The sequence below is a fragment of the Microbulbifer maximicatervae (SeqCode) genome (genome assembly GCF_052468155.1).
The window spans coordinates 4,179,146-4,200,070 of record NZ_CP174335.1 but is presented as its reverse complement, the minus strand read 5'-3'; the positions used below and the strand labels follow the sequence as shown (position 1 = coordinate 4,200,070).

The 20,925-nt window shown below is 49.2% G+C and carries 14 protein-coding genes; 11 read left to right on the top strand and 3 right to left on the bottom strand.

What is annotated here, in order from left to right; all coding sequences use genetic code 11:
- Positions 1–52 precede the first annotated feature (52 nt).
- The 3 genes from ACJJIY_RS17815 to ACJJIY_RS17805 are packed head-to-tail and all read left to right on the top strand — an operon-like array spanning position 53 to position 4,704.
- The gene (locus ACJJIY_RS17815; RefSeq protein WP_413662261.1) at positions 53–292 is read left to right on the top strand and encodes a hypothetical protein; all 240 of its coding nucleotides are present in this window, start codon (positions 53–55) and stop codon (positions 290–292) included.
- The gene (locus ACJJIY_RS17810; RefSeq protein WP_445358523.1) at positions 240–2,474 is read left to right on the top strand and encodes an acyl-CoA dehydrogenase; all 2,235 of its coding nucleotides are present in this window, start codon (positions 240–242) and stop codon (positions 2,472–2,474) included. Before ACJJIY_RS17815 ends, ACJJIY_RS17810 begins: the two co-directional genes overlap by 53 nt.
- Before the next feature lie 22 nt (positions 2,475–2,496).
- Positions 2,497–4,704 (top strand): acetyl-CoA hydrolase/transferase C-terminal domain-containing protein, encoded by a 2,208-nt coding sequence (locus tag ACJJIY_RS17805; RefSeq protein WP_445358522.1) that lies wholly within the window; start codon positions 2,497–2,499, stop codon positions 4,702–4,704.
- Positions 4,705–4,710: 6 nt separating this feature from the next.
- Here ACJJIY_RS17805 and pta read toward each other — a convergent pair whose 3' ends face one another.
- The 3 genes from pta to ACJJIY_RS17790 form a co-directional block, all read right to left on the bottom strand.
- Entirely contained in the window at positions 4,711–6,885 is a 2,175-nt protein-coding gene (gene pta, locus ACJJIY_RS17800) for a phosphate acetyltransferase (RefSeq protein ID WP_445358521.1), read from the bottom strand.
- Between the two features lie 2 nt (positions 6,886–6,887).
- Entirely contained in the window at positions 6,888–8,042 is a 1,155-nt protein-coding gene (locus ACJJIY_RS17795; RefSeq protein WP_445358520.1) for an acetate kinase, read from the bottom strand.
- 283 nt (positions 8,043–8,325) lie between these two features.
- Complete coding sequence (locus tag ACJJIY_RS17790; RefSeq protein WP_282932507.1) at positions 8,326–9,924, bottom strand: isocitrate lyase; 1,599 nt, start codon at positions 9,922–9,924, stop codon at positions 8,326–8,328.
- 114 nt (positions 9,925–10,038) lie between these two features.
- Between ACJJIY_RS17790 and ACJJIY_RS17785 the strand changes: the two genes are divergently transcribed.
- The 8 genes from ACJJIY_RS17785 to ACJJIY_RS17750 all read left to right on the top strand — a co-directional run bounded on the left by ACJJIY_RS17785 (position 10,039) and on the right by ACJJIY_RS17750 (position 20,875).
- Positions 10,039–10,974, top strand: a complete 936-nt coding sequence (locus ACJJIY_RS17785) for a LysR family transcriptional regulator (protein ID WP_108733532.1) — start codon at positions 10,039–10,041, stop codon at positions 10,972–10,974.
- Positions 10,975–11,150: 176 nt separating this feature from the next.
- Positions 11,151–13,325: a malate synthase G gene (locus tag ACJJIY_RS17780; RefSeq protein WP_445358519.1), complete on the top strand. Its 2,175-nt coding sequence runs from the start codon at positions 11,151–11,153 to the stop codon at positions 13,323–13,325.
- 407 nt (positions 13,326–13,732) lie between these two features.
- Positions 13,733–14,581, top strand: coding sequence for a right-handed parallel beta-helix repeat-containing protein (locus ACJJIY_RS17775; RefSeq protein WP_444896996.1), 849 nt, complete (start codon positions 13,733–13,735; stop codon positions 14,579–14,581).
- 86 nt (positions 14,582–14,667) lie between these two features.
- Positions 14,668–15,516 (top strand): NosD domain-containing protein, encoded by an 849-nt coding sequence (locus ACJJIY_RS17770; protein ID WP_444896997.1) that lies wholly within the window; start codon positions 14,668–14,670, stop codon positions 15,514–15,516.
- Between the two features lie 323 nt (positions 15,517–15,839).
- Positions 15,840–18,020, top strand: a complete 2,181-nt coding sequence (locus ACJJIY_RS17765) for an FUSC family protein (RefSeq protein ID WP_444896998.1) — start codon at positions 15,840–15,842, stop codon at positions 18,018–18,020.
- A 17-nt stretch (positions 18,021–18,037) separates the two neighbouring features.
- Entirely contained in the window at positions 18,038–18,250 is a 213-nt protein-coding gene (locus ACJJIY_RS17760) for a DUF1656 domain-containing protein (RefSeq protein ID WP_353057030.1), read from the top strand.
- A 41-nt stretch (positions 18,251–18,291) separates the two neighbouring features.
- A complete protein-coding gene (locus tag ACJJIY_RS17755; RefSeq protein ID WP_444893662.1) occupies positions 18,292–19,374 on the top strand; it encodes an HlyD family secretion protein in 1,083 nt (360 codons plus the stop codon).
- 40 nt (positions 19,375–19,414) lie between these two features.
- Positions 19,415–20,875 carry an efflux transporter outer membrane subunit gene (locus ACJJIY_RS17750; protein ID WP_444896999.1) on the top strand — a complete coding sequence of 487 codons (1,461 nt, stop codon included), beginning with the start codon at positions 19,415–19,417 and terminating at the stop codon, positions 20,873–20,875.
- The last annotated feature ends 50 nt before the right edge of the window (positions 20,876–20,925 follow it).

Below are 20,925 nucleotides of genomic sequence, written 5' to 3'. Positions count from 1 at the left end.
ATACGAATTGCTGTGGACGGAGTGAGAAAAAGCTAATCTCAATAACTTTTCAATGGCCCTAAAAAAAACAACGCCGGTTTTGTTGAAAAATAAAATGTCTATCAGGGTAGGGGCATGGATTTCTTCTGTGAATTCTTACCTGCAATCAAACGTCTCCTATTATTGTGCATTGATGACTCTCTCGACCCTGCGGGAATTGGCAGTGTTTGTTGCAACGGCTGCCGCTATGGAAGGTGAAAATGAGCGAATTGCGCAAAAAATTCTTTACCGCGCCTCTTTTAAAAATTATTAAACGGGTACTTCCGCCAATTTCTGAAACAGAAAGGGAGGCGATGGAAGCGGGTGAGGTTTGGTGGGACGCTGAGTTATTGTCAGGTAAACCACATTGGGATCAATTGTTGGGGATGGGTCCACCTGCGCTCAATGAAGAGGAGCAGGCTTTCCTGGAGGGGCCAGTCGAAGAGCTGTGCCGAATGATCAACGATTGGCAAATCAGCTATGTGGATCGCAATATTCCGGAGCATGTTTGGGATTTCCTTCGGAAAAATCGCTTTTTTGGCATTATTATTCCCAAGAAATATGGCGGCCTTGGCTTTTCCCCGACAGCTCATGCGGAGATAGTGACCAAAATTACCACCCGCAGTACCTGTGTGGGTGTCACAGTAATGGTGCCTAACTCATTGGGCCCGGGAGAGCTGCTACTGGCTCACGGTACGCAAGAGCAAAAGGACTACTATTTGCCACGTCTGGCAGATGGCACTGATATTCCCTGCTTTGCGCTGACCAGTCCGGAGGCCGGATCTGATGCGGCATCCATGATTGACCGTGGCGTAGTCTGTTACGGCGAATATCAAGGCGAAAAGGTCCTCGGTATGCGTGTTAATTGGCACAAGCGCTATATCACCTTGGGCCCGATAGCTACGGTGTTAGGTTTGGCCTTCAAACTCTATGACCCGGACCATATTCTCGGCGATGAAGAAGAGCTGGGTATTACGGTTGCCCTGGTGCCCACAGATACACCGGGAGTTTCCATTGGTCAGAGGCATCTCCCAGCGCTGCAAGCATTTCAGAACGGGCCCAACTGGGGAAAAGATGTTTTTATGCCCATGGATTGGATTATTGGCGGCGAGGAGAATGTCGGCAAAGGTTGGGAGATGCTGATGAGTGCCCTTGCCGCAGGCCGAGGAATTTCTCTGCCATCCCTGTCTACCGGTGGGGCCAAAATGGCGGCGCGTTTGACCGGTGCTTATGCGCGAATTAGAGAGCAATTTAATGTACCTGTTGGCCGTTTTGAAGGTGTGCAGCGTCGCTTGGCTGAAATTGCTTCTATTGCTTTTGTGTTGGATAGCGCCCACAAAACGACTACCCGTGCCCTGGATGAGGGGCGAAAACCAGCGGTGATCACCGCAATTATGAAAGCCAATGCTACTTGTGGTCTACGCCAGGCCATTATTGATGCAATGGATATTCATGCAGGAAAGGCCATTATGGACGGCCCATTAAATTATCTGGGTAATGTCTATCGAGCCATACCGGTAGCAATTACCGTAGAAGGGGCCAATCTTCTCACTCGCAGCCTGATGATCTTTGGTCAGGGCGCAATTCGCTGCCACCCCTATATTTTGAAGGAAATGTTGGCGGCAGAAAACCCGGATCATGAAGCGGGTTTGGACGAACTGGATAAGTTGCTGCCCAAGCATATGTGGTTTCAATTCAAAACCCTCTGTCGGGGTATTTTTCACGGCTGGACGGTGGGCTTGTTTGCCAGCAGCCCCCGCAACGTAGGGCACGCCGCCAAGTACTACCGGCAATTGAACCGGTATTCGGCGGTGCTATCTCTGGTCACCGAATTTTCCTTGATGACCCTGGGAGGAGAACTCAAGCGAAAAGAATTGATTTCTTCCCGATTGGGCGATGTCTTGAGTCAGCTGTATCTGCTCAGCTGCACCCTGAAGCGCTTTTATGATGATGGCAACCCTAAGGATGACCTCCCTCTGCTGGAATTTGCCATGCGAGATGGATTGCATAAGATCGAAGTCAACTTGTTGGAGGTGTTTCAAAATTTCCCCCGGCCATTTATTGGCCAAGTAATGCACTTCCTCACCATGCCTTGGGGTCACAGTGTCCACACTGCATCGGATCGGCAAGCCAAGGCCTGTGCGGAATTACTGTTGACGCCGTCGGCGACTCGCGACCGGCTGACCAGTGGAGTCTTTCTCGGAACTCCCGGGGATGGAGTGGATATTGTTGAGCAGGCGTTTGATCGGGTATGCGCTTCCGAGCGGGCTCGTGAAAAATTAAAAAAAGGCGGTATTCGCAACCTGAGCAGGGATAGCGTGGAAAAAGGGTTAAAGAAAAATCTAATCAGCGATGAAGAGGCTGAGATACTCTACGATGCAGCGGATGCTGTAGAGAAGGCAATTCAGGTGGATCACTTCGAGCACTTGGGTGGGTGTGCGGGCACAGTCCAATAGGGTTTGAGGAAAGCTACCTCCGATGGAATCTGCGCACAAGAATGCTCCAGAGAGCTTTACCAGTGCCGAGGAGTGTGTCGATAAGCTCTTAGAAGTTGTCGGCAAAAAAATAGTTCTGGCATTACCGCTGGGGCTTGGTAAAGCAAACCATTTCGCTAATACGCTATACGCTCGAGCGGCAGAAGATCATACGATTTCACTGACGATATTTACGGCCCTGACGCTGGAGCGCCCCCGTGGGGATAGTGATATTTCCCGGCGCTTTATCCAGCCACTTCTGGATACCCATTACAGTCAATACCAAGACCTTGCTTATGTTCCCGCGAGGAGGAAAGGGCACCTGCCAGGTAATATCCAGGTTATTGAATTCTTTATGGAGCCCGGTTCGCTGCTCGGCAACAACTATGCACAGCAACACTACGTGAGTGCAAATTATACCCAGGTACCCGGTGAGCTGATCAGTCGGGGGGTTAACGTTATTGCGCAAATGGTGGCGCCCTCAGAGTGTGGAGACAAGTACAGTTTAAGTTGTAACCCAGACCTGACACTGCCTGTTCTAAAGCTGGTAGCTCAGCGCAAGGACTACCCCCTGTTTTTATTGGGTGAAGTAAATACACAGCTGCCCTATATCCATGGAAGCAGTGAGCTACCGGCCAGTGCTTTTGACTTTTTGTTGAAAGGCGAGACTTTTGATACGCCGCTGTTTGCGGCTCCGGCCCTGCCGGTAACCTTTACCGAATACAGTATCGCCTACCATATCGCCAGTCTGGTTGAAGATGGGGGAACCCTTCAAGTAGGTATCGGCGCCCTGGGAGATGCGGTTTGCCATGTACTGCGCTTGAGGCATAAGGAAAACGCCCTCTTTTGCCGGATTCTGAATGACTTGGTGGAAGAGGATACAAAGCGCTACCGAGAGGAATTACCTCTGTGTACCGGTACATTTCAGAGGGGCCTTTATGGGGCCAGTGAAATGGTGCCCCACGGTTTTCTCCATTTGCGCAGAGCGGGGGTTCTGACCCGTAGAGTCTACGCTGATGCGACAATTCAACATCTGCTCGATAGCGATCAGATTACTGATACTGTGCAGGAAGAAACGCTGCTGGCATTAAAGAATGCTGGCCGTATCAGTTGCCCTTTAACCGTGGCAGATACAGATTTTTTACAGCAGCTTGGCATTGTGGACCCCAGCTACAGTTGGCGGGGCCATAAGTTGCTGACTCCTGATGGTGAAGAAGAGGAGTGTGATCTTCACAGCGAACATGGGCGCCGCCGTCTAATTGGTAGTTGCCTGAATAAAAAGATCGCTGGGGGGATCTGGTTACATGGCGGCTTCTATCTGGGGCCGGAACTTATGTATCGAGAGTTGCGGGATCTGGACCCTAAGGAGGGTGCAGGTCTCGATATGATTGACATCAGTTTTACCAATGACCTCCAATCCCAAAGAGACCTAAAGCTGGCGCAGCGACAGCATGCGCGCTTTGTAAATTCGGCCATGATGGTGACTCTTGGGGGAGCGGTTGTCTCGGATGCCTTGGTGGATAACCACGTGGTGAGTGGGGTGGGAGGGCAATATAACTTTGTCGCCCAGGCTTGGGACTTGCCTGGGGCCCGATCCATTATTGCACTCCCAAGTGTGCGAATGCGCGATGGTATCTGCGAGAGTAATATTGTGTGGGAATATCCTCACACGACAATTCCCCGGCATTTGCGCGATGTGGTTGTGACGGAATATGGCGCAGTCGATTTGCGTGGTAAAACAGACCGGGATGTAATGGTGGCTATGCTCAGTATCTGTGATACCCGCTTTCAAGCTGTATTGCTAGAGCAGGCCAAGCACGCGGGGAAGATAGAAAAAAGCTTTTCGATTCCCGAGAGTTTTAATAACAACACACCTGAACATCTCGCCAGTGTATTCAATGACGAAAAATGCCTGGCGGAACTGCCTCACTATCCACTGGGTACTGATTTCTCTGATGAGGAAGCCCTGCTAGCGGTGGCCCTACAGCACTTGCGCTCTGCTGATAAAAGCTGGTGGAAAGTGTTGACCAATATTTTTAAAGGCCGCCGGGTCTGGCACGATAAATCCTCAAGTGCCGACTATATCCAACGCTGCTTACAGCGAATGGGGTACGATCATACAGAGACCTATGAGCACAGGCTGGAAGCCTATACCGTTGCGGCCGCGTTACAAGAGTATATCGACCAGCGAAGGCCCCTGCGCCGTGAGTAAATAAAATCAGTGAAGTTTGCCCTGGGCCTGGATGGCGGTGAGGGCAATGGTATACACAATATCATCCACGAGTGCGCCCCGTGATAGGTCGTTAACCGGCTTGCGCAATCCCTGCAACATTGGCCCAATACTCACTAAGTCAGCGCTGCGTTGAACGGCTTTGTAGGTAGTGTTGCCGGTATTCAGGTCGGGAAAGATAAAAACTGTGGCCCTGCCGGCCACGGGACTGTGCGGGGCTTTTTGGGCAGCGACATTGCGGATTAAGGCGGCATCGTATTGAAGGGGGCCATCAATAATCAGCTGCGGTCTCTTCTGTTTGGCCAGCTGGGTGGCCTCGCGGACTTTATCGACATCGCTGCCGCTGCCGGATGTGCCGGTGGAGTAACTGATCATTGCGACTCGGGGTTCTATACCAAATGCCGCTGCGGAATCTGCTGATTGAATGGCTATAGCGGCGAGTTGCTGTGCATCGGGATCGGGATTGATCGCGCAATCTCCGTAGACCAGTACCTGTTCAGGGAGCAGCATAAAAAATATCGAGGAAACCAGCTCTTCATCCGGGGCGGTTTTGATTAGTTGCAGGGCGGGCCGAATGGTATTGGCTGTTGTGTGAATAGCGCCGGACACCAGTCCATCCACTTCACCCAATGCCAACATCATGGTTCCGAGAACCACATTATCCTGTAGCTGCTCAAGTGCCACTACTTGAGTAAGTCCCTTGTTTTTACGCAGGGTAACCATGGGTTCCACATAGTGTGCCCTCACCGCCTTGGGATCGACAATTTCCAACTTTTTATTGAGCTTTAACCCCTGCTGCTCGGCAATTTTGAAAATATCCTTTTCTTCGCCCAGTAAAACCGGGTGTGCAATCTCTCTCTCCAGGCAGAGCTGGGCGGCGCGAATGGTTCGCGGTTCGGTTCCTTCGGGTAGGACAATCCGCATAGTGCGGCGCCGGGCCAGTTCCGTGAGGTGGTAGCGGAATGCCGGGGGTGAAAGGCGTTTGGGGATTTCACTTTGCTGGCTCAGTGATTCCACCCACTCTTCATCTAAGCGACTGGCGAAAAATTCCTGCACCCGGTCCACGCGATTTCTGTCATCTGATGGGGTGCGCAAATTAAAAGTCTGCAGTGACATCACCGTGTGCCAGGTATTGGAAGGCACCAGTAAAATAGGTAGGCCTGTTTCCATGGCCGGGGTGCACAGTTTCAAAATGGCTTTGTCCAAATGGTAGCCGCCGGTTAATAGCAGGCATCCAATTTTGACTCCATTCATCACGGCCAAACATGCGCCCACAACCACATCGGGCCTATCGGCAGAAGTTACCAGCATGGCCCCGGGCTTAAATCTTCTCAACATATTGGGCAGTGAGCGAGAACAGAAAGTAACGGTATGCAGCCTGCGTGTTTCCAGCTCCCCTTTATTGAGTACCTTTGCATTAAAGTGCCGCGCCAGGTCGAGTGCACGGGGAGAGAGTAGTTCTGCATTCCAGGGAATAAAACCGACAATACGCAGTGGAATCTGCTTGGAAAGTATCTCAGGGGTCAGGCTAGGGGGGCTTTCTTTACTAGATTCCAGTTGTGAATGCAGCCCAATTAAATGAGCTCCGGGAGTATCCATAATTTCCGCAGGCAGACCCACTTTATTGATGATGCAGCCCACTACGCGCTTCGCATCCTCGCCGCCATAGAGACGTACGGCAAACTCCAGTCTCTCGCGAAGTTGCTTGATTGAATCGCTGGCACCGGGAGATGGGCAGGCGACGAGTACCACTTCCGCATCAAGGGTTTTGGCAATTTGATAATTCAGTTGGTTAGTCACGGGATTGTCGCGGCTGGGTAGCACGCCTTCGATCACATTAACTTCAGCCTTCGCCGAGATTCGTCTGAAGCGGGCGAGAATCTCTTCCAGTAAATCCGCCATTTTTCCGGTGGATACCATCGAGTCCGCATATTCGGCACTCAGTGAGCTGGGGATGGCCAGGTTGGATGTTTGCCGCAAGATCTCAGTGGTGCGCTCTATAGTGCCGTCTGGTGGCGGGGGCTCGGCGACGGGCTTAAAAAATTGAAGCTCAATACTTTTTCGGTCTAGCGCCCGAATTAAACCCAGGCTTACAGAGGTGATACCGGCTCCCGCTTCCAGGGGAACCAGCATCAGGGTTCTGGCATTGCTGTGTCGCAGCATGTTTAAGACTGCACCAAGTGCGATGTATCCCGGGCAATAATCCAGTCTTCCTTAGTGGGGATTACCAGGATGTTGGGAGTTTCCTGCGCAGAGATTAACCCCTCTACTTGCGACTTGGTTTTCTGATTGGCTTCGGGGTTGAGTTGGTAGCCTAAGGGCTTGAGCCATTCGATGGTCCGGCTTCGCACCCCGGAGGAGTTCTCCCCGATACCGCCGGTGAATACCAAAGCATCGACGCTACCCAAGGGGATGGTGTAAGCAGCAATATATTTGGCCAGGCGGTAACAGAATATTTCCAGGGCGAGTTTGGCTCCCTTATGATCTTTCTCGGCAGCTTGCTCCAGTGCACGGCAATCACTGCTCAGGGTGGATATGCCCAACATACCGCTTTCTCTATTTAGAAGCTGCTCAAGTGAGGCTTGGGTATATCCCAGCGCTTGCTGTAAGTAGAGGAGTATTCCCGGGTCCAGATCGCCGCAGCGACTCCCCATTACCAGTCCTTCAAGAGGTGTAAGCCCCATGCTTGTATCTACACTGCGCCCCTGTTTGATGGCGCAAATAGAGGCGCCGCCACCGAGGTGGGCAGCAATAATATTGAGTTCAGCAGTCTGCTTTCCCAGTAGTTCAGCGCACCGCTCGCAAATGTACTGATAGCTACTGCCATGCATGCCATAGCGGCGGATCTTGTGCTCTTCGTACAGTGGGTAGGGGAGCCCGTATAGATACGCGTACTTAGGCATTTGCTGATGAAAGGCGGTATCAAAGACGGCGACTTGGGGGAGTTGGGGGAAGGCATCGAGGGAGGCGTAGATCCCCTTGAGAGCAGCGGGGTTATGCAAGGGGGCCAAGTCACAGCACTCTTCGATACAGGCCATCACTTTCTGATTGATCAAAACGGAGCTGGAGAAATGCTCGCCGCCATGGACGACTCGGTGACCTATCGCTTTTAACCCATCCTGTAACTCTGACCAGGTTCGGTCAAACTGTGTTACCAGCTCATTAATTACCGCCGCGTGGTCGCTATCCAGCGCGAGCCTATGGGAGTCTTCTGTTCCTTGATAGTGCCACTTCAGTTTGGCTTTGGGGGTGCCAAGGGCTTCCGCGATACCGGCAAGGTGTTCTGCACCCGAATCTGGGTCCAGCACGGAAAACTTCACTGACGAGCTGCCGCAATTGAATATCAGAATTAAATTTTGATCGCTCATGATGCGCGAATTTCAACGAGGGTGCTTTAAGGCTAGCCGAGGAGTTGTCTTTGCGAGGGAAAGAACCGGAGTAGTTCAGTTTCGGAATAAAAAAGGGCCGCAGTAGCGGCCCAAGTAATAAAAATTGCAGAGATCAAAGCATAGGCAAACTTGCGGTGCTTTGAGATGAACCCAATAGGTTCAAAAAAAGAGGCGGCAAGTGCCGCCTCAAATTTACTGAAACCGTACCGGTCGATTAACCGAACTGGTTCATGGTGTTGTCTTTACCGCCAGCCTTCAGGGCAGCGTCACCAGCAAAGTATTCTTTGTGGTCGTCGCCAATGTCGGAGCCAGCCATGTTCTGGTGCTTAACGCAGGCGATGCTCTGGCGGATTTCTTTGCGCTGTACGCCTTTCACATAGCCCAGCATACCTTGCTCACCGAAGTACTCTTTGGCCAGGTTGTCGGTAGACAGGGCCGCAGTGTGGTAAGTCGGCAGAGTGATCAGGTGGTGGAAGATACCAGCTTCGCGAGCCGCGTCGGCCTGGAAGGTACGGATCTTCTCGTCGGCCGCTGCAGACAGCTCAGAGTCGTCGTACTCGGCGCTCATCAGGTTGGCGCGGTCGTATGCGGATACGTCTTTACCTTCTTCAGACCAGGCATCGAATACCTGCTGGCGGAAGTTCAGGGTCCAGTTGAAGGACGGGCTGTTGTTGTAAACCAGCTTCGCATCGGGAACGACTTTGCGGATTTCGTCCATCATGCCGCCGATCTGGCGAACGTGAGGCTTCTCGGTTTCGATCCAGATCAGGTCTGCACCGTTCTGCAAAGAGGTGATGCTGTCCAGGATGCAGCGCGCTTCGCCAGTGCCCTTGCGGAACTGGAACAGGTTGGAAGCCAGACGCTTAGGACGCAGCAGCTTGCCTTCGCGGTTGATGATTACGTCGCCGTTGGCCAGCTCGGAAGCATCGATTTCTTCGCAATCCAGGAAGGAGTTGTACTGGTCACCCAGGTCACCCGGCTTATTGGTTACAGCGATTTGCTTGGTCAGGCCAGCGCCCAGGGAGTCGGTACGGGCAACGATAACACCGTTGTCTACGCCCAGTTCCAGGAATGCGTAGCGAACTGCACGGATCTTGGCCAGGAAGTCTTCGTGAGGAACGGTTACTTTACCGTCCTGGTGACCACACTGCTTCTCGTCAGAAACCTGGTTTTCGATTTGGATACAGCAAGCACCCGCTTCGATCATTTTCTTGGCCAGCAGGTAAGTTGCTTCGGCGTTACCAAAACCTGCATCGATGTCGGCGATGATCGGTACAATGTGAGTCTTGTGGTTGTCGATCTTGTCCTGGGCAGCTTTCTCAGCTTCTTTATCGCCAGCTTCGCGAGCGGCGTCCACTTCGCGGAACAGGTCGTTCAATTCGCGGGCATCAGCCTGGCGCAGGAAGGTGTAGAGCTCTTCGATCAGAGCAGCTACGGAAGTTTTTTCGTGCATGGACTGGTCGGGCAGAGGACCGAATTCGCTGCGCAGAGCGGCGACCATCCAGCCGGACAGGTACAGGTAGCGGCGGTCAGTGTTGCCTTCGAAGTGCTTCTTAATAGAAATCATCTTCTGCTGACCGATGAAACCGTGCCAGCAACCCAGGGACTGGGTGTACTTGGACGTGTCCTTGTCGTAGTTTTCCATGTCGGCGCGCATGATATCAGCGGTGTACTTGGCGATATCCAGGCCGTGCTTGAATTTGTTCTGGGCACGCATACGGGCAACAGATTCGGGATCGATGGCGTCCCAGGAGCTGCCATGACTTTCACGGAGCTTTGCTACCGCGTCGATGTCTTGAGTGTAAGTGGACATGACTGTAAATCCTTAAACGGTGACTGCGATTAGGTGTTGAGTATCTTAGGAGGAGTGGCATAATTTGCCTAATTTATTGATTTTATTTTCACTATCGATTTGACGAATAGATGTATGCAACTGGAAAGAGCTGACCTGAACCTGCTGGTTTACCTCGATGTGCTACTGCGCGAACGCAATGTGACCCGTGCAGCCAATTACCTGGGACTGTCCCAGCCGGCCATGAGTAATGGCCTGAAGCGTCTGCGGGAACTGTTTGACGATCCGTTGCTGGTGCGCACCCGTGAGGGCATGATGCCCACGGAAAGGGCTTTGGAATTGCAGCCGATGGTGCGCGAAGCACTCTCTTCCATTGATCGGGTTATCCAGCCAAATCGGGATTTTGACCCCGCCAATACCCGCCGCACCTTCCGCATCATGGCCAGTGACTACGCCGAGTCCACCCTGATACCGCCGCTGTTAAAGCAGCTGCGGGATGACGCCCCGGGTATCAGTCTGGATATCATGACGCCCAGTGATGTGAGCTTTGTGGATGTAGAGCAGGGCAAAGTGGATATGGTGATCAACCGCTTTGACAGTATGCCGCAGAGCTTTCACCAGGCCACCGTATGGCGCGATAGCTTCTCCTGTGTGATGCGCGCTGATAACCCGATACTCCGGGATTACAATCTGCAGAGTTATCTGGAAGCCCAGCATATCTGGGTGAGCAAGACCGGTATGGGGGTGGGTGTCGGGGTTAACCCGGAAGATGTACAGCGCTTGGGCTGGGTAGATGAGGCCATAGGTCGTTTGGGAGAGAAGCGGGATATCTCCGTTTTCACCCGTCACTACCAGGTAGCTATGCTGCTGGCTGAACAGAGCGATCTGATCGTAACGGTGCCCACTCGCCTGGCTCAATTGGCCAGTGATAATCCCCGCGTGGTGAGGCGTGACCCGCCCCTGGATATTCCCAATTTGGAGTTGAAAATGGCTTGGAGCCCACTGTTGCAACAGAGCGCCCCGCACCGCTGGCTGCGCCGTTTAATTCTCGATATTGGCCGCGCTTTGTAACGATGTTGCAGGTGGGCGCTGTGTCTGCGCGGTTCTGTCCGGGCAAACACACATCAACTGCTTTGTCATAAAAATTCGATCTATGAATAGTGGGAATTGTGTCTATAAATTAGCGGTATGTGGAAATGGCTGTTTAGAATGCCGCTATTCCAACAATCTGATGAGAGGCCCTGGGTATGACGGAACGAGTCCAAATCGGCGATCTGCAAATCGCACCAGAACTTTACAACCTGGTTTGCGAGGAGGTGATTCCAGGAACTGGAGTTAGCGCCGAAGCTTTCTGGGCCAAATTGGAATCTATTGTCCACGATCTGGCCCCGGTAAATCGCGCCTTGCTGGAAAAACGCGATGAACTGCAGGAGACCCTGGATCGCTGGCACACGGACAACCCCGAGGGTTTCCGCGATCTGGAAGGCTACCAGACTTTCCTGCGAGAGATCGGCTACCTCGCCGACGAGCCTGCTGAATTTAGCGCAACTACCGAAAATGTCGATGAAGAGATCGCCATCCTGGCGGGACCTCAGCTGGTTGTGCCGGTAATGAACGCACGCTACGCCCTCAATGCGGCAAACGCGCGCTGGGGCAGCCTTTACGACGCACTCTACGGTACAGATGTGATCAGTGAAGAGGGTGGCGCGGAAAAAGGTACGGAATACAACCCGGTTCGCGGCGCTAAAGTGATCGAATATGCACGCAACTTCCTCGATCAGTCGGCCCCGCTTACCTGCGGTAGTCACGCTGAGGCGGTGCAATACCGCATCAATGGTTCACTGCTGGAAGTGGTACAGGCCAGTGGCGACATCGCCACCTTAAAAGATGCCAAGCAGTTTGTTGGTTATTTGGGTGACAGTGAAGAGCCCTCCAGCATCCTGCTGAAGCAGCACGGTTTGCACTTTGAGATCCAGGTGGATCGCGAGAGCCCCATCGGCAAAACCGATGATGCCGGTGTGAAAGATGTGCTAATGGAATCCGCGCTGACCACCATTATGGATTGCGAGGATTCGGTAGCCGCTGTCGATGCTGAAGATAAGGTAGTGGTTTACCGCAACTGGCTCGGTCTGATGAAGGGCGACCTGAAGGAAACCATTAGCAAAGGCGGCAAGTCCTTTGAACGAAAGCTCAATGCAGATCGTGAGTACACCTCCCCGAACGGCAACCAGGTTACCTTACCGGGGCGCAGCCTGATGTTTGTGCGCAACGTCGGCCACCTGATGACCAACGATGCAGTGCTGTTCGGCGATGGCCAGGAAATCCCCGAAGGGATTCTCGACGGCATGATCACCAGCTTGATCGCTTTGCATGACCTCCGTGGTGAGAGCCCGATCACGAATTCCCGTGAAGGCAGCATCTATATCGTAAAACCGAAGATGCACGGCCCAGAGGAAGTGGCTTTCGCCAATACTCTGTTTAACCGAATCGAAGATGCGCTCGATCTGCCCCGTTACACAGTAAAAATGGGCATTATGGACGAAGAGCGTCGTACCACTGTGAACCTCAAAGCCTGTATTGCCGAAGCGAAAGAGCGTGTAGTCTTTATTAATACTGGCTTCCTCGATCGCACCGGTGACGAGATCCATACTTCCATGCTTGCGGGCCCCATGATTCGCAAGGGTGATATGAAGCAATCCACATGGATTAACGCCTACGAAGAATGGAATGTGGATGTTGGCCTGAACAGCGGCCTGAAGGGCAGAGCGCAAATTGGTAAAGGCATGTGGCCAATTCCAGACCAGATGTCAGCCATGATGCACGCTAAGTTAGCCCACCCAATGGCCGGTGCCAATACGGCGTGGGTACCGTCGCCCACGGCTGCTACCTTGCATGCCTTGCACTACCACAAAGTGGATGTGAATCGCCGCCAGGAAGAGATTCAACATCGCCATCACGCTAAGCTGGAAGATATTTTAACGGTTCCGGTAGCAGCTGAAACCAACTGGAGTGCTAAAGATATCCAGCTTGAGTTGGACAACAATGCTCAAGGTATTCTCGGCTATGTAGTACGCTGGGTAGAGCAGGGCGTGGGTTGCTCCAAGGTGCCGGATATCAATGATGTCGGCCTGATGGAAGATCGTGCAACCCTGAGAATTTCCTCTCAGCATATCGCCAACTGGCTCAAGCAGGGTATCGTTAGCGAAAAGCAAGTGCGTGAAACCATGGAGCGTATGGCTGCTGTGGTAGACCGCCAGAATGCCGGCGACTCCAATTATAACGATATGGCACCGAACTTTGATAAGAGCGTTGCCTTCCAGGCTGCTTGTGAGCTGGTATTCGAAGGTTGTGCCCAGCCTAATGGTTATACCGAGCCGGTTCTGCACCGTCGTAGACGCGAGTTTAAAGCTCTAAATGCATAATTGCTGAGCTGGTTGAGTTCGAGAAGGCCCCATTTGGGGCCTTTTTTTATTTTGGGGGTCATTGGATTATTAATTAATTGGCACGAGCTTGATTGTTCCGCGTTAACCCACTTTGCTGCGGGTAATCCTGTAGCTTCTCTATTGGCTCTTAAGTTAAATTATGGAACTCTAACTTGCAGAGTTTTTCATCTTTGTTATTCGTTATTGGGTTGGGTGACCAAGGCAAAATAAGCAGTGCACCTTAGAGGGGTTGATGAAGAAGGAAGAATTCTTCTTATGTGTGGTTGGGGATTGGTCTGTGCAGGCATGTTATTTTCTATGGATTGAGATGATGTTCCTATGGCAGGGTAATACGGACAGGCGATACTGAGGTGATATTTTTTTACATTCTTACTAGGGCTCAATCCATGTTTAATTACCCAAAGGATATCTACGCGACTGGATTAGTGATGCTGTTTTCATGTGTTTATTCTACCGATAGTTTGGCTGTCCAGTGCGGAGATATTATTGCCAATTCTCAAGTCCTCACTGACGCATTATCTTGCAGTGATGATCCAGCGCTAATTATTGAGGGGCCGGAGGGTTTCCTTGTGATAGAAGGTGAGGGTTCTATTGAGTGCACTACTAATGGCATAGGAATCCATATGCTGGGGAGATCTGGAGTTGTCATGGGTGGGGTTGTCACTAATTGTGATTTAGGGTTGTTGTTGGATGGAGATGGTTCCCATAAAGTGATTGGTGTAACAGTTGAAGAATCCTCTAGCGCAGCAATTTTTGCACAAAGTGACGGTAATCTAATTCGTCAAAGCACGATGTCGAACACTACTAACGTAATAGCATCTGGTTTGGAGCTAGATGGTGAGAGAAATGTTGCCGTTGGTAATAATGTGTCCGGATTTTTAGAATATGGAATAGCTGGCTTTGGTTTCTATTCATATATTGGAAATAATTATGTAGAGAATAGTGAGTTGGGGATTATATTGGGTGCATTAGTAGTTGATGGAGAGAGTATAGGTGCTTCGTATTGCGTAATTGAAAGTAATACAGTGGTAGGCAGTCTACGTACGGGAATTGGAATAGGCGCACCCTATACATATCCTAACATGGATAATTTAGTGACAGGGAATACTGTAACTGGAAGTGGTAATGATGATATTTTGGATGATAATGAAGAGTCAGATTGTAGTGATGGCTTAAATGTGTGGTCTAACAATACTGCTGACACATCATTTCCATCCTGCCTTAAAAATCTTTAGAAGTTAAGAAAAGATTCCTATAGTGGGTTGATCGTAAAGAGGCGACACTTTGGTGAAGCTATATTCTACTTGCTGAGGTTCCATCAATGTCCTTCTCTCCAAAAACACTCCTTGCTCCTGGGGTGATGATGTCAACTCTATGTTTTTCTTCAGTCTGCATTGCGGATGTTGAATGTGGCGATACTATTACTGACGCGCAGACTCTTACTGGTGAGCTTTCTTGCAGCGAAGATCCAGCAATAACGGTTGAAGGTCCTGACGGTAGTCTTGTAATGTCTGGTGAAGGCGCAATTGAATGCACTACCGATGGGGTTGGGATACTTATGTTAGGAACTTCAGGAGTTGTGACGGGTGGAGTTGTTAGTAATTGTGAAACTGGATTGGAGTTGGCGGGGAGTGGCCTACATAAAGTATTCAGTGTAACCGTCGAGGAATCCAGTGGCGCAGGCGTTTTTGCAGAAAGTGATAGTAACCTTATCCGACAGAATACCTTGTCAAACACCACTAATGTTCAGGCATCGGGTATTGTGCTGGAAGGGGTTGCTAATGTTGCTATTGGAAATAGTGTCTCTGGTTTTTTTGAAAATGGAATAGGTGGCTTTGGTTTCTTTTCTTATATTGGGAATAATTATTTAGAAGGTAATGCTGTTGCTATAAGCCTGGGAGCAAGAATAATTGATGGTGTGACTGTAGGTGCTTCTTTTTGTGTTATTGCCAGTAATAATGTCCAGAATAATGAAATTTGGGGCATAGCGATTGGAGGTCCCTATGTCATTCAGAATATGGACAATGTAGTTAGTGGAAATACAGTAGCAAGCAGTGGTTTTGATGACCTTTTAGATGACAACGAGGCTTCAGATTGTAGTTCTGGGACCAATATTTGGTCTGGCAATACAGCAAATACTTCGTTCCCTTCATGCCTTAAAGATTTATAAGTAGTGTATTTGGGGTGTGGCTCAGTTAGTCATAATCTTGATCTTTAGGCTTGCAGAAAGGAAAAGTCTATAAAGATGTACCTGCATGTTTGGGGGGTAGGCGTTTATTTTTATTGTTTGTCAGCTTTTATATTTATTATTATTTGGATTGATTCTTAGATCTGGGGTTGGTTTAGATAAGCTCGCCGATAGCGAATTTCTTTAGCTCTTGGTATGCCATACTTCCTTTTGGTTATCCGGTATATATTCGGGGTGAATATATATTGCTGTGTCATAGATCAAAATGACGAATTAATAGTATGTAGAAATGGTCGGAGAAAGCTTTGCAGTTGTCTCGTAATGTTAAAGAGTCGATTAAGCTAGCAACAGCTTTAGTGATCGTTTATGCCATTGCCTTGGGCCTGAATTGGGAGAAGCCTTTTTGGGGTGGATTTGCTGTTATTGTCTGCAGTCAGGCGAATCTGGGGCAGTCTCTTAATCGAGCCATTTTGTGGATTTTAGGGACGCTATTTGCCTTGCTGGCTGGCTGGTTAATCGTCGCATTATTTCCACAGGATCGCTGGTTGTTTATGATCGCCCTATCTATCTGGGTATCTATCTGCGTTTATTTTTTGCAGAGATCAAACTATCAGTATTTTTGGCTTACAAGTGGGTATGTCATCTTTTTGTTGTGGGATGTGACTGGTGGCGACTTCTCTATCTCCTACAAGGCTGGGGTTTTACGTATTCAGGAGTCCTTGCTAGGAATAATTGTCTACGGATTGGTAGCCGTTTTGATCTGGCCTAACTGTAGTCGTGGTGAGTTAAGAAGAGCATCTCTGGATTTATTGAGAGAACATCGGCGATTTGTGGATAATTGTTTTTCTCGGGTTAGAAGTGGCGAGAAAATAAAGATTAGGCGTAAAAAGCGTGTTGCTCTTTTAGAGCTTGATACACGCTTACAAACAGCCATTGGCGATGCGAGCTCAGATAGTTATGAGGTGTGGGAATGTCGAAAGCAGTGGGGTCACTTTGGTCAATCTGCGACAGCCGTCACGCAATCCCTCTTGAAGTTGGAAGAAAGCTTAGCCCTCTCTGGTGATCTGGGTATATCAAAATTCCTTATTGGTGTCGACGAATACATGCCCGACATTGAGGGGCGTCTCGCGCAAGTGGAAACTGCCCTTTCAGAGGAAATGCCTGTAGATAGTGCCAATGGGAGAGTGGTTCGAGGAAATATTGAAGAAGTAAAGAGGTTGTCAACCTTTGAAACCGCTGCTTTAGCCGTTACTAGAAAATCCTTAAATGACTTGGAGGTAGAAACCCGATCTCTGATTGATTCAGTAAATGATATACAAACCCGGGGTGACTCCTATTCGAGACAGGTAAGTAGTGATGGTATAGGGTGGCTTGGAGCTTTGATGCCCGACCCAGACAGGTTGACTAATATTGTCCGTGTTCAGATGGGAATGTGGATTGCTTATCTGGCATATCTTTTTATCCCTGACATGATTGGTGGATTGCTGGTTATATTACTGATAACAGTAATAGGTATTCTCGCCTCAATGACCCCCAAAATTCAATTGTTTGAAACCTGTGTTTTTACGATTTTAGTGTGCATATTGTCGGCACCTATATATTTCTTTTTAATGCCGAAATTGCACGGATTTTATTCATTGGCTGTCGTGATCTTTGTATGGACGTTTGTAGTAAGCTTTTCTTCAAATAAGGTCTTTGGACCCCAGTCGATGATTCGAACCTTGGTCCTTATCTTTCCCCAGATCATTTTCAATTTCAACAACTCTCAAGAGTATAGTTTTGTGGTTTACACAAATTATCTATTTGTGTTGGCAATAATTTTTTGTATTTTGGCTGTTTCAAGAAATATTCCCTTCACTGCCCACCCAGAAATAAACCTGAAGAGAAGTATTGATAGGGTTCTCAATAGTGCCGCATGGCTGGTGGTGGAGGGTGATATTCCGAAAAAGAAGAGAAAGTCATTGTTTTTCCGGTTATATATATTGTACCACCTGAATATTATTATGATTTCAAGAAAGAGAGTTTTCTATTGGGTGGAGGGTATTTCTGATAAAAAAATGCGGGGTATGACCAGAAGTCAGATGCAAAGTCTTATAGGTTTGGCTATGTTGATATCCAACCAGGTTAAGCTGTTATATAAGATAGATAAGAAGAAAATCAATTTTGTGGCTCCTAAAAGATTACTTCGCGAGGCATTCATATGGAGGCGGCTTGCAAGCAAAATACTTATCTATTTTTCTGGTGGCAACCAAAAGGTTGATATTGAATCCCTGCGAAGAGGTTATGGGAGGATATTTGAAAGGGCAAATATTGATGTCGGTGAGTTGATGGAGCTAAGGGAATGTAGTGAAAAATCCAGAGAGGGTGTAACAAACTTTCTTTATTTCTTGGGTGTTACCCACTGCATCAATAACTATCTGGTAGAGTTTCGTCGCGTTTCAGAAACTGTGGATTGGAAGGCTTTCTGTGAGGAAAGGTGTCTTTAATGTCTGTAGGGTTTTAAATGGAAAGAGTACCGCACGATATATCAATAGGCAGTTTCTATCTATCACCAATATTGGTGATAGCTTTGTTTGGTGTTGTTGCGGCCTTGTTAACCGCTAGGCTCTTGGATCGGTATCGTTTATCCCGATATTTTGCCAATCCACCGGTTGTTATTATCTCCCTCAGTGTAATTTATTCAATTTTCATAGGAAGGATATTCTTGGGAATATAGTAGTGGCTAGGTATAGAAAATATATTTTTACTGGAACAATAGTGCTTGTAGCACTGCTGTTACTTATTATCCAGTTCTGGAGATATCTCAATAATCCCTGGACCAGGGATGGAAAAGTGCAGGCGGACATTATTCAAGTGACTCCCAGGGTAACTGGACAGGTAGTTGAGTTGCCTATTAAGAATAATCAGTTTATTAAAGCAGGGGAACTACTGTTTCAGATTGATCCGAGAATATATGAAGCAGCCTTGGAAGAGGCCAAGGCAGAGTACGAGGAAGCTCTCGATACATACCGAGCGCAAAACAAGAATGTTCTCGCTTATGAGGCTAGGATTAGGGAGTCAATAGCAAATATTGATCTGGCAAAAAGTAATATCGGCGCGCTTGATGCGGAAATTGCAAGAACCAAAGCTGAATATGATCGGCAGAGAGAACTGCTACCCCAGAGAGCGACATCAGTAAGGGCATTGCAAGCGGCTCAGGCTGAGTATGAATCCACAATTGAGTATCGAGCGGGTGCAGAAGCCAGCTTGGTGGAATCTATGGCTGCTTTGGAGCAATCCCAAGCGGAGCTGGAGCAGGTTAGAGCACAATTGGGAGCGCTTGGAGCCGATAACCCGGGCGTTCGTGCGGCTTTTGCGCTGCTGGAGCAGGCGCGGCTTAATCTCGAATACACAACAGTTGTTGCTCCGGTTACTGGTTATGTTACCAATATAGATTTTCGTTACGGTGATCAGGCTGTCGCCAACCAACCTGCACTTTCTGTAGTTGATATAAGCACTTTTCGCATTGATGGTTTTTTTCGCGAAACTTTTGTTCGTCGGATCGCTCCGGGGGATAAAGCGTTTATGAAGTTGATGGCTTATCCTCATCTAGAATTGGAAGGATATGTTGAAAGTATTGGCTGGGGTATTGCTCGCAAAGATGGAACTGCAGGTAATGACTTATTGCCAATGGTAGATCCCACATTTGACTGGATTCGCCTTGCACAGCGTATTCCTGTCAGGATTCATCTGACAGAAGTTCCCGAATCTGTAAAGCTTCGTGTTGGATTTACCAGCTCAGTGCTAGTAATGAGCAATTCTGCGGGCACCGAGCAAGATGAACCGGTGCAATCCCAATAGTTTCAGGAAAGGGTTAATACGGAGCCTACAGGGGTGTCTGTTGGCATTGCTGCTCATCTTCGGCAGTAGTTGTATGCTGGGGCCAGATTACCATCCCCCGCCGGTAGAGGTCGAAAGTGAGTGGATCTATCAAACCAGCCCAAAACTGGATACCTTGGAAGCCGTTAACCCCCTGTGGTGGCAGTGGGCATTTTCAGATGTGACGCTGGACGAGTTAGTCTCACTTGCGATTGAAAATAACCTGGAGCTGCGTTCTGCGGCTCTCAGGGCTCTCCAGGCCCAGCAACAACTAGCTATTGCAATAGGTAACCAGTATCCCCAAACACAGCAGCTTGAGGGGCTTATTGATCGCTCAAAGTATGTTCGATCGGGGATCACTGGCAATCTGCAGACTGAATATTACCCGAACTTTAATTTAACCTGGGAATTAGATACCTGGGGGCAGTTAAGAAGGCTGGTTAATTCGGCCGCAGCAGATTTTGAAGCCAGCATAGCGGACTATGACGGTGTGCTGGTTTCTATTATTGCCCAGGTGGCGCAAACCTATATCAATATTCGCACAACGAAACGCAGACTGGAAGTTGCCAGGGAAAACATTCGCGTACAACGTGAGGGTTTAAGGATCGCGAGAGTCAAATTTCGTGCAGGAGAGGTCAGTGCACTGGATGCGGAGCAAGCGCAGGCTTTGCTCAGTAACACAGAAGCCAGCGTGCCGGGACTGGAGATAAGCTTACAGCAGTTTGAAAATGCCCTGGCAGTCCTTCTGGGAATACCTCCTAATAGTTTGAGGTACATAGTCTCTTTTCCCTCATCCATACCTATGATTCCCAAAGTCGTTACTGTTGGTATGCCCCAGGATCTATTAAGGCAGCGACCCGATATTCGTGCAGCAGAGCGACGGCTGGCAGCTCAAGGTGAGTTAATAGGCGTTGCGAGGGCGGAACTCTATCCAAATTTTAGTATCGGTGGGGAGATAGGGGCTATCGATATCAATGGCGGCCAACTTAATGGCAGCAGTAGTGCCTGGGATCTTTTTATTGAATTTGATTGGAATCTCTTTAACTACGGAAGACTTCGGAGCAATGTCAGGCTACAGGATGCGATTTTCCAGCAGTTAGTGTCTGACTATCAGCAAATAGTTCTGTTAGCGCAAGCTGATGTGGAGAACGCTATTGTCGCTTATATAAAATCTCAAAGGCAATTAGTTCACTATGAGGTGGCTGCCCAGGCCTCCCAGCGATCTGTCGATATTTCCCTGTCTCAATATACTAATGGTCAAGTGGAATTTGATACTGTGATAACTACGCTGATATCAGATGTTCAGCAGCAGGATATTTTGGCGATAGCGCGAGGTGCCGTGGCAGCGAACCTGGTGCAGGTGTATCTATCGCTCGGAGGTGGATGGCAGATACAGCAGGGAATTCCACCATTTCAACTTCTTCCAGAAGACATTCAGCAGGAAATGCTAGAAAGAACACCGTATTGGAACAAGGTTCAATAAAATTGGTTGAAGATTCTTAGTTTGATGGTGGTACTAGATGTATGAATTTA

Coding starts and splice junctions, on each gene's coding strand:
- ACJJIY_RS17815 (WP_413662261.1), top strand. CDS start 53: ATGGCCCTAAAAAAAACAACGCCGGTTTTGTTGAAAAATAAAATGTCT.
- ACJJIY_RS17810 (WP_445358523.1), top strand. CDS start 240: ATGAGCGAATTGCGCAAAAAATTCTTTACCGCGCCTCTTTTAAAAATT.
- ACJJIY_RS17805 (WP_445358522.1), top strand. CDS start 2,497: ATGGAATCTGCGCACAAGAATGCTCCAGAGAGCTTTACCAGTGCCGAG.
- pta (WP_445358521.1), bottom strand. CDS start 6,885: ATGCTGCGACACAGCAATGCCAGAACCCTGATGCTGGTTCCCCTGGAA.
- ACJJIY_RS17790 (WP_282932507.1), bottom strand. CDS start 9,924: ATGTCCACTTACACTCAAGACATCGACGCGGTAGCAAAGCTCCGTGAA.
- ACJJIY_RS17785 (WP_108733532.1), top strand. CDS start 10,039: ATGCAACTGGAAAGAGCTGACCTGAACCTGCTGGTTTACCTCGATGTG.
- ACJJIY_RS17780 (WP_445358519.1), top strand. CDS start 11,151: ATGACGGAACGAGTCCAAATCGGCGATCTGCAAATCGCACCAGAACTT.
- ACJJIY_RS17775 (WP_444896996.1), top strand. CDS start 13,733: ATGTTTAATTACCCAAAGGATATCTACGCGACTGGATTAGTGATGCTG.
- ACJJIY_RS17770 (WP_444896997.1), top strand. CDS start 14,668: ATGTCCTTCTCTCCAAAAACACTCCTTGCTCCTGGGGTGATGATGTCA.
- ACJJIY_RS17760 (WP_353057030.1), top strand. CDS start 18,038: ATGGAAAGAGTACCGCACGATATATCAATAGGCAGTTTCTATCTATCA.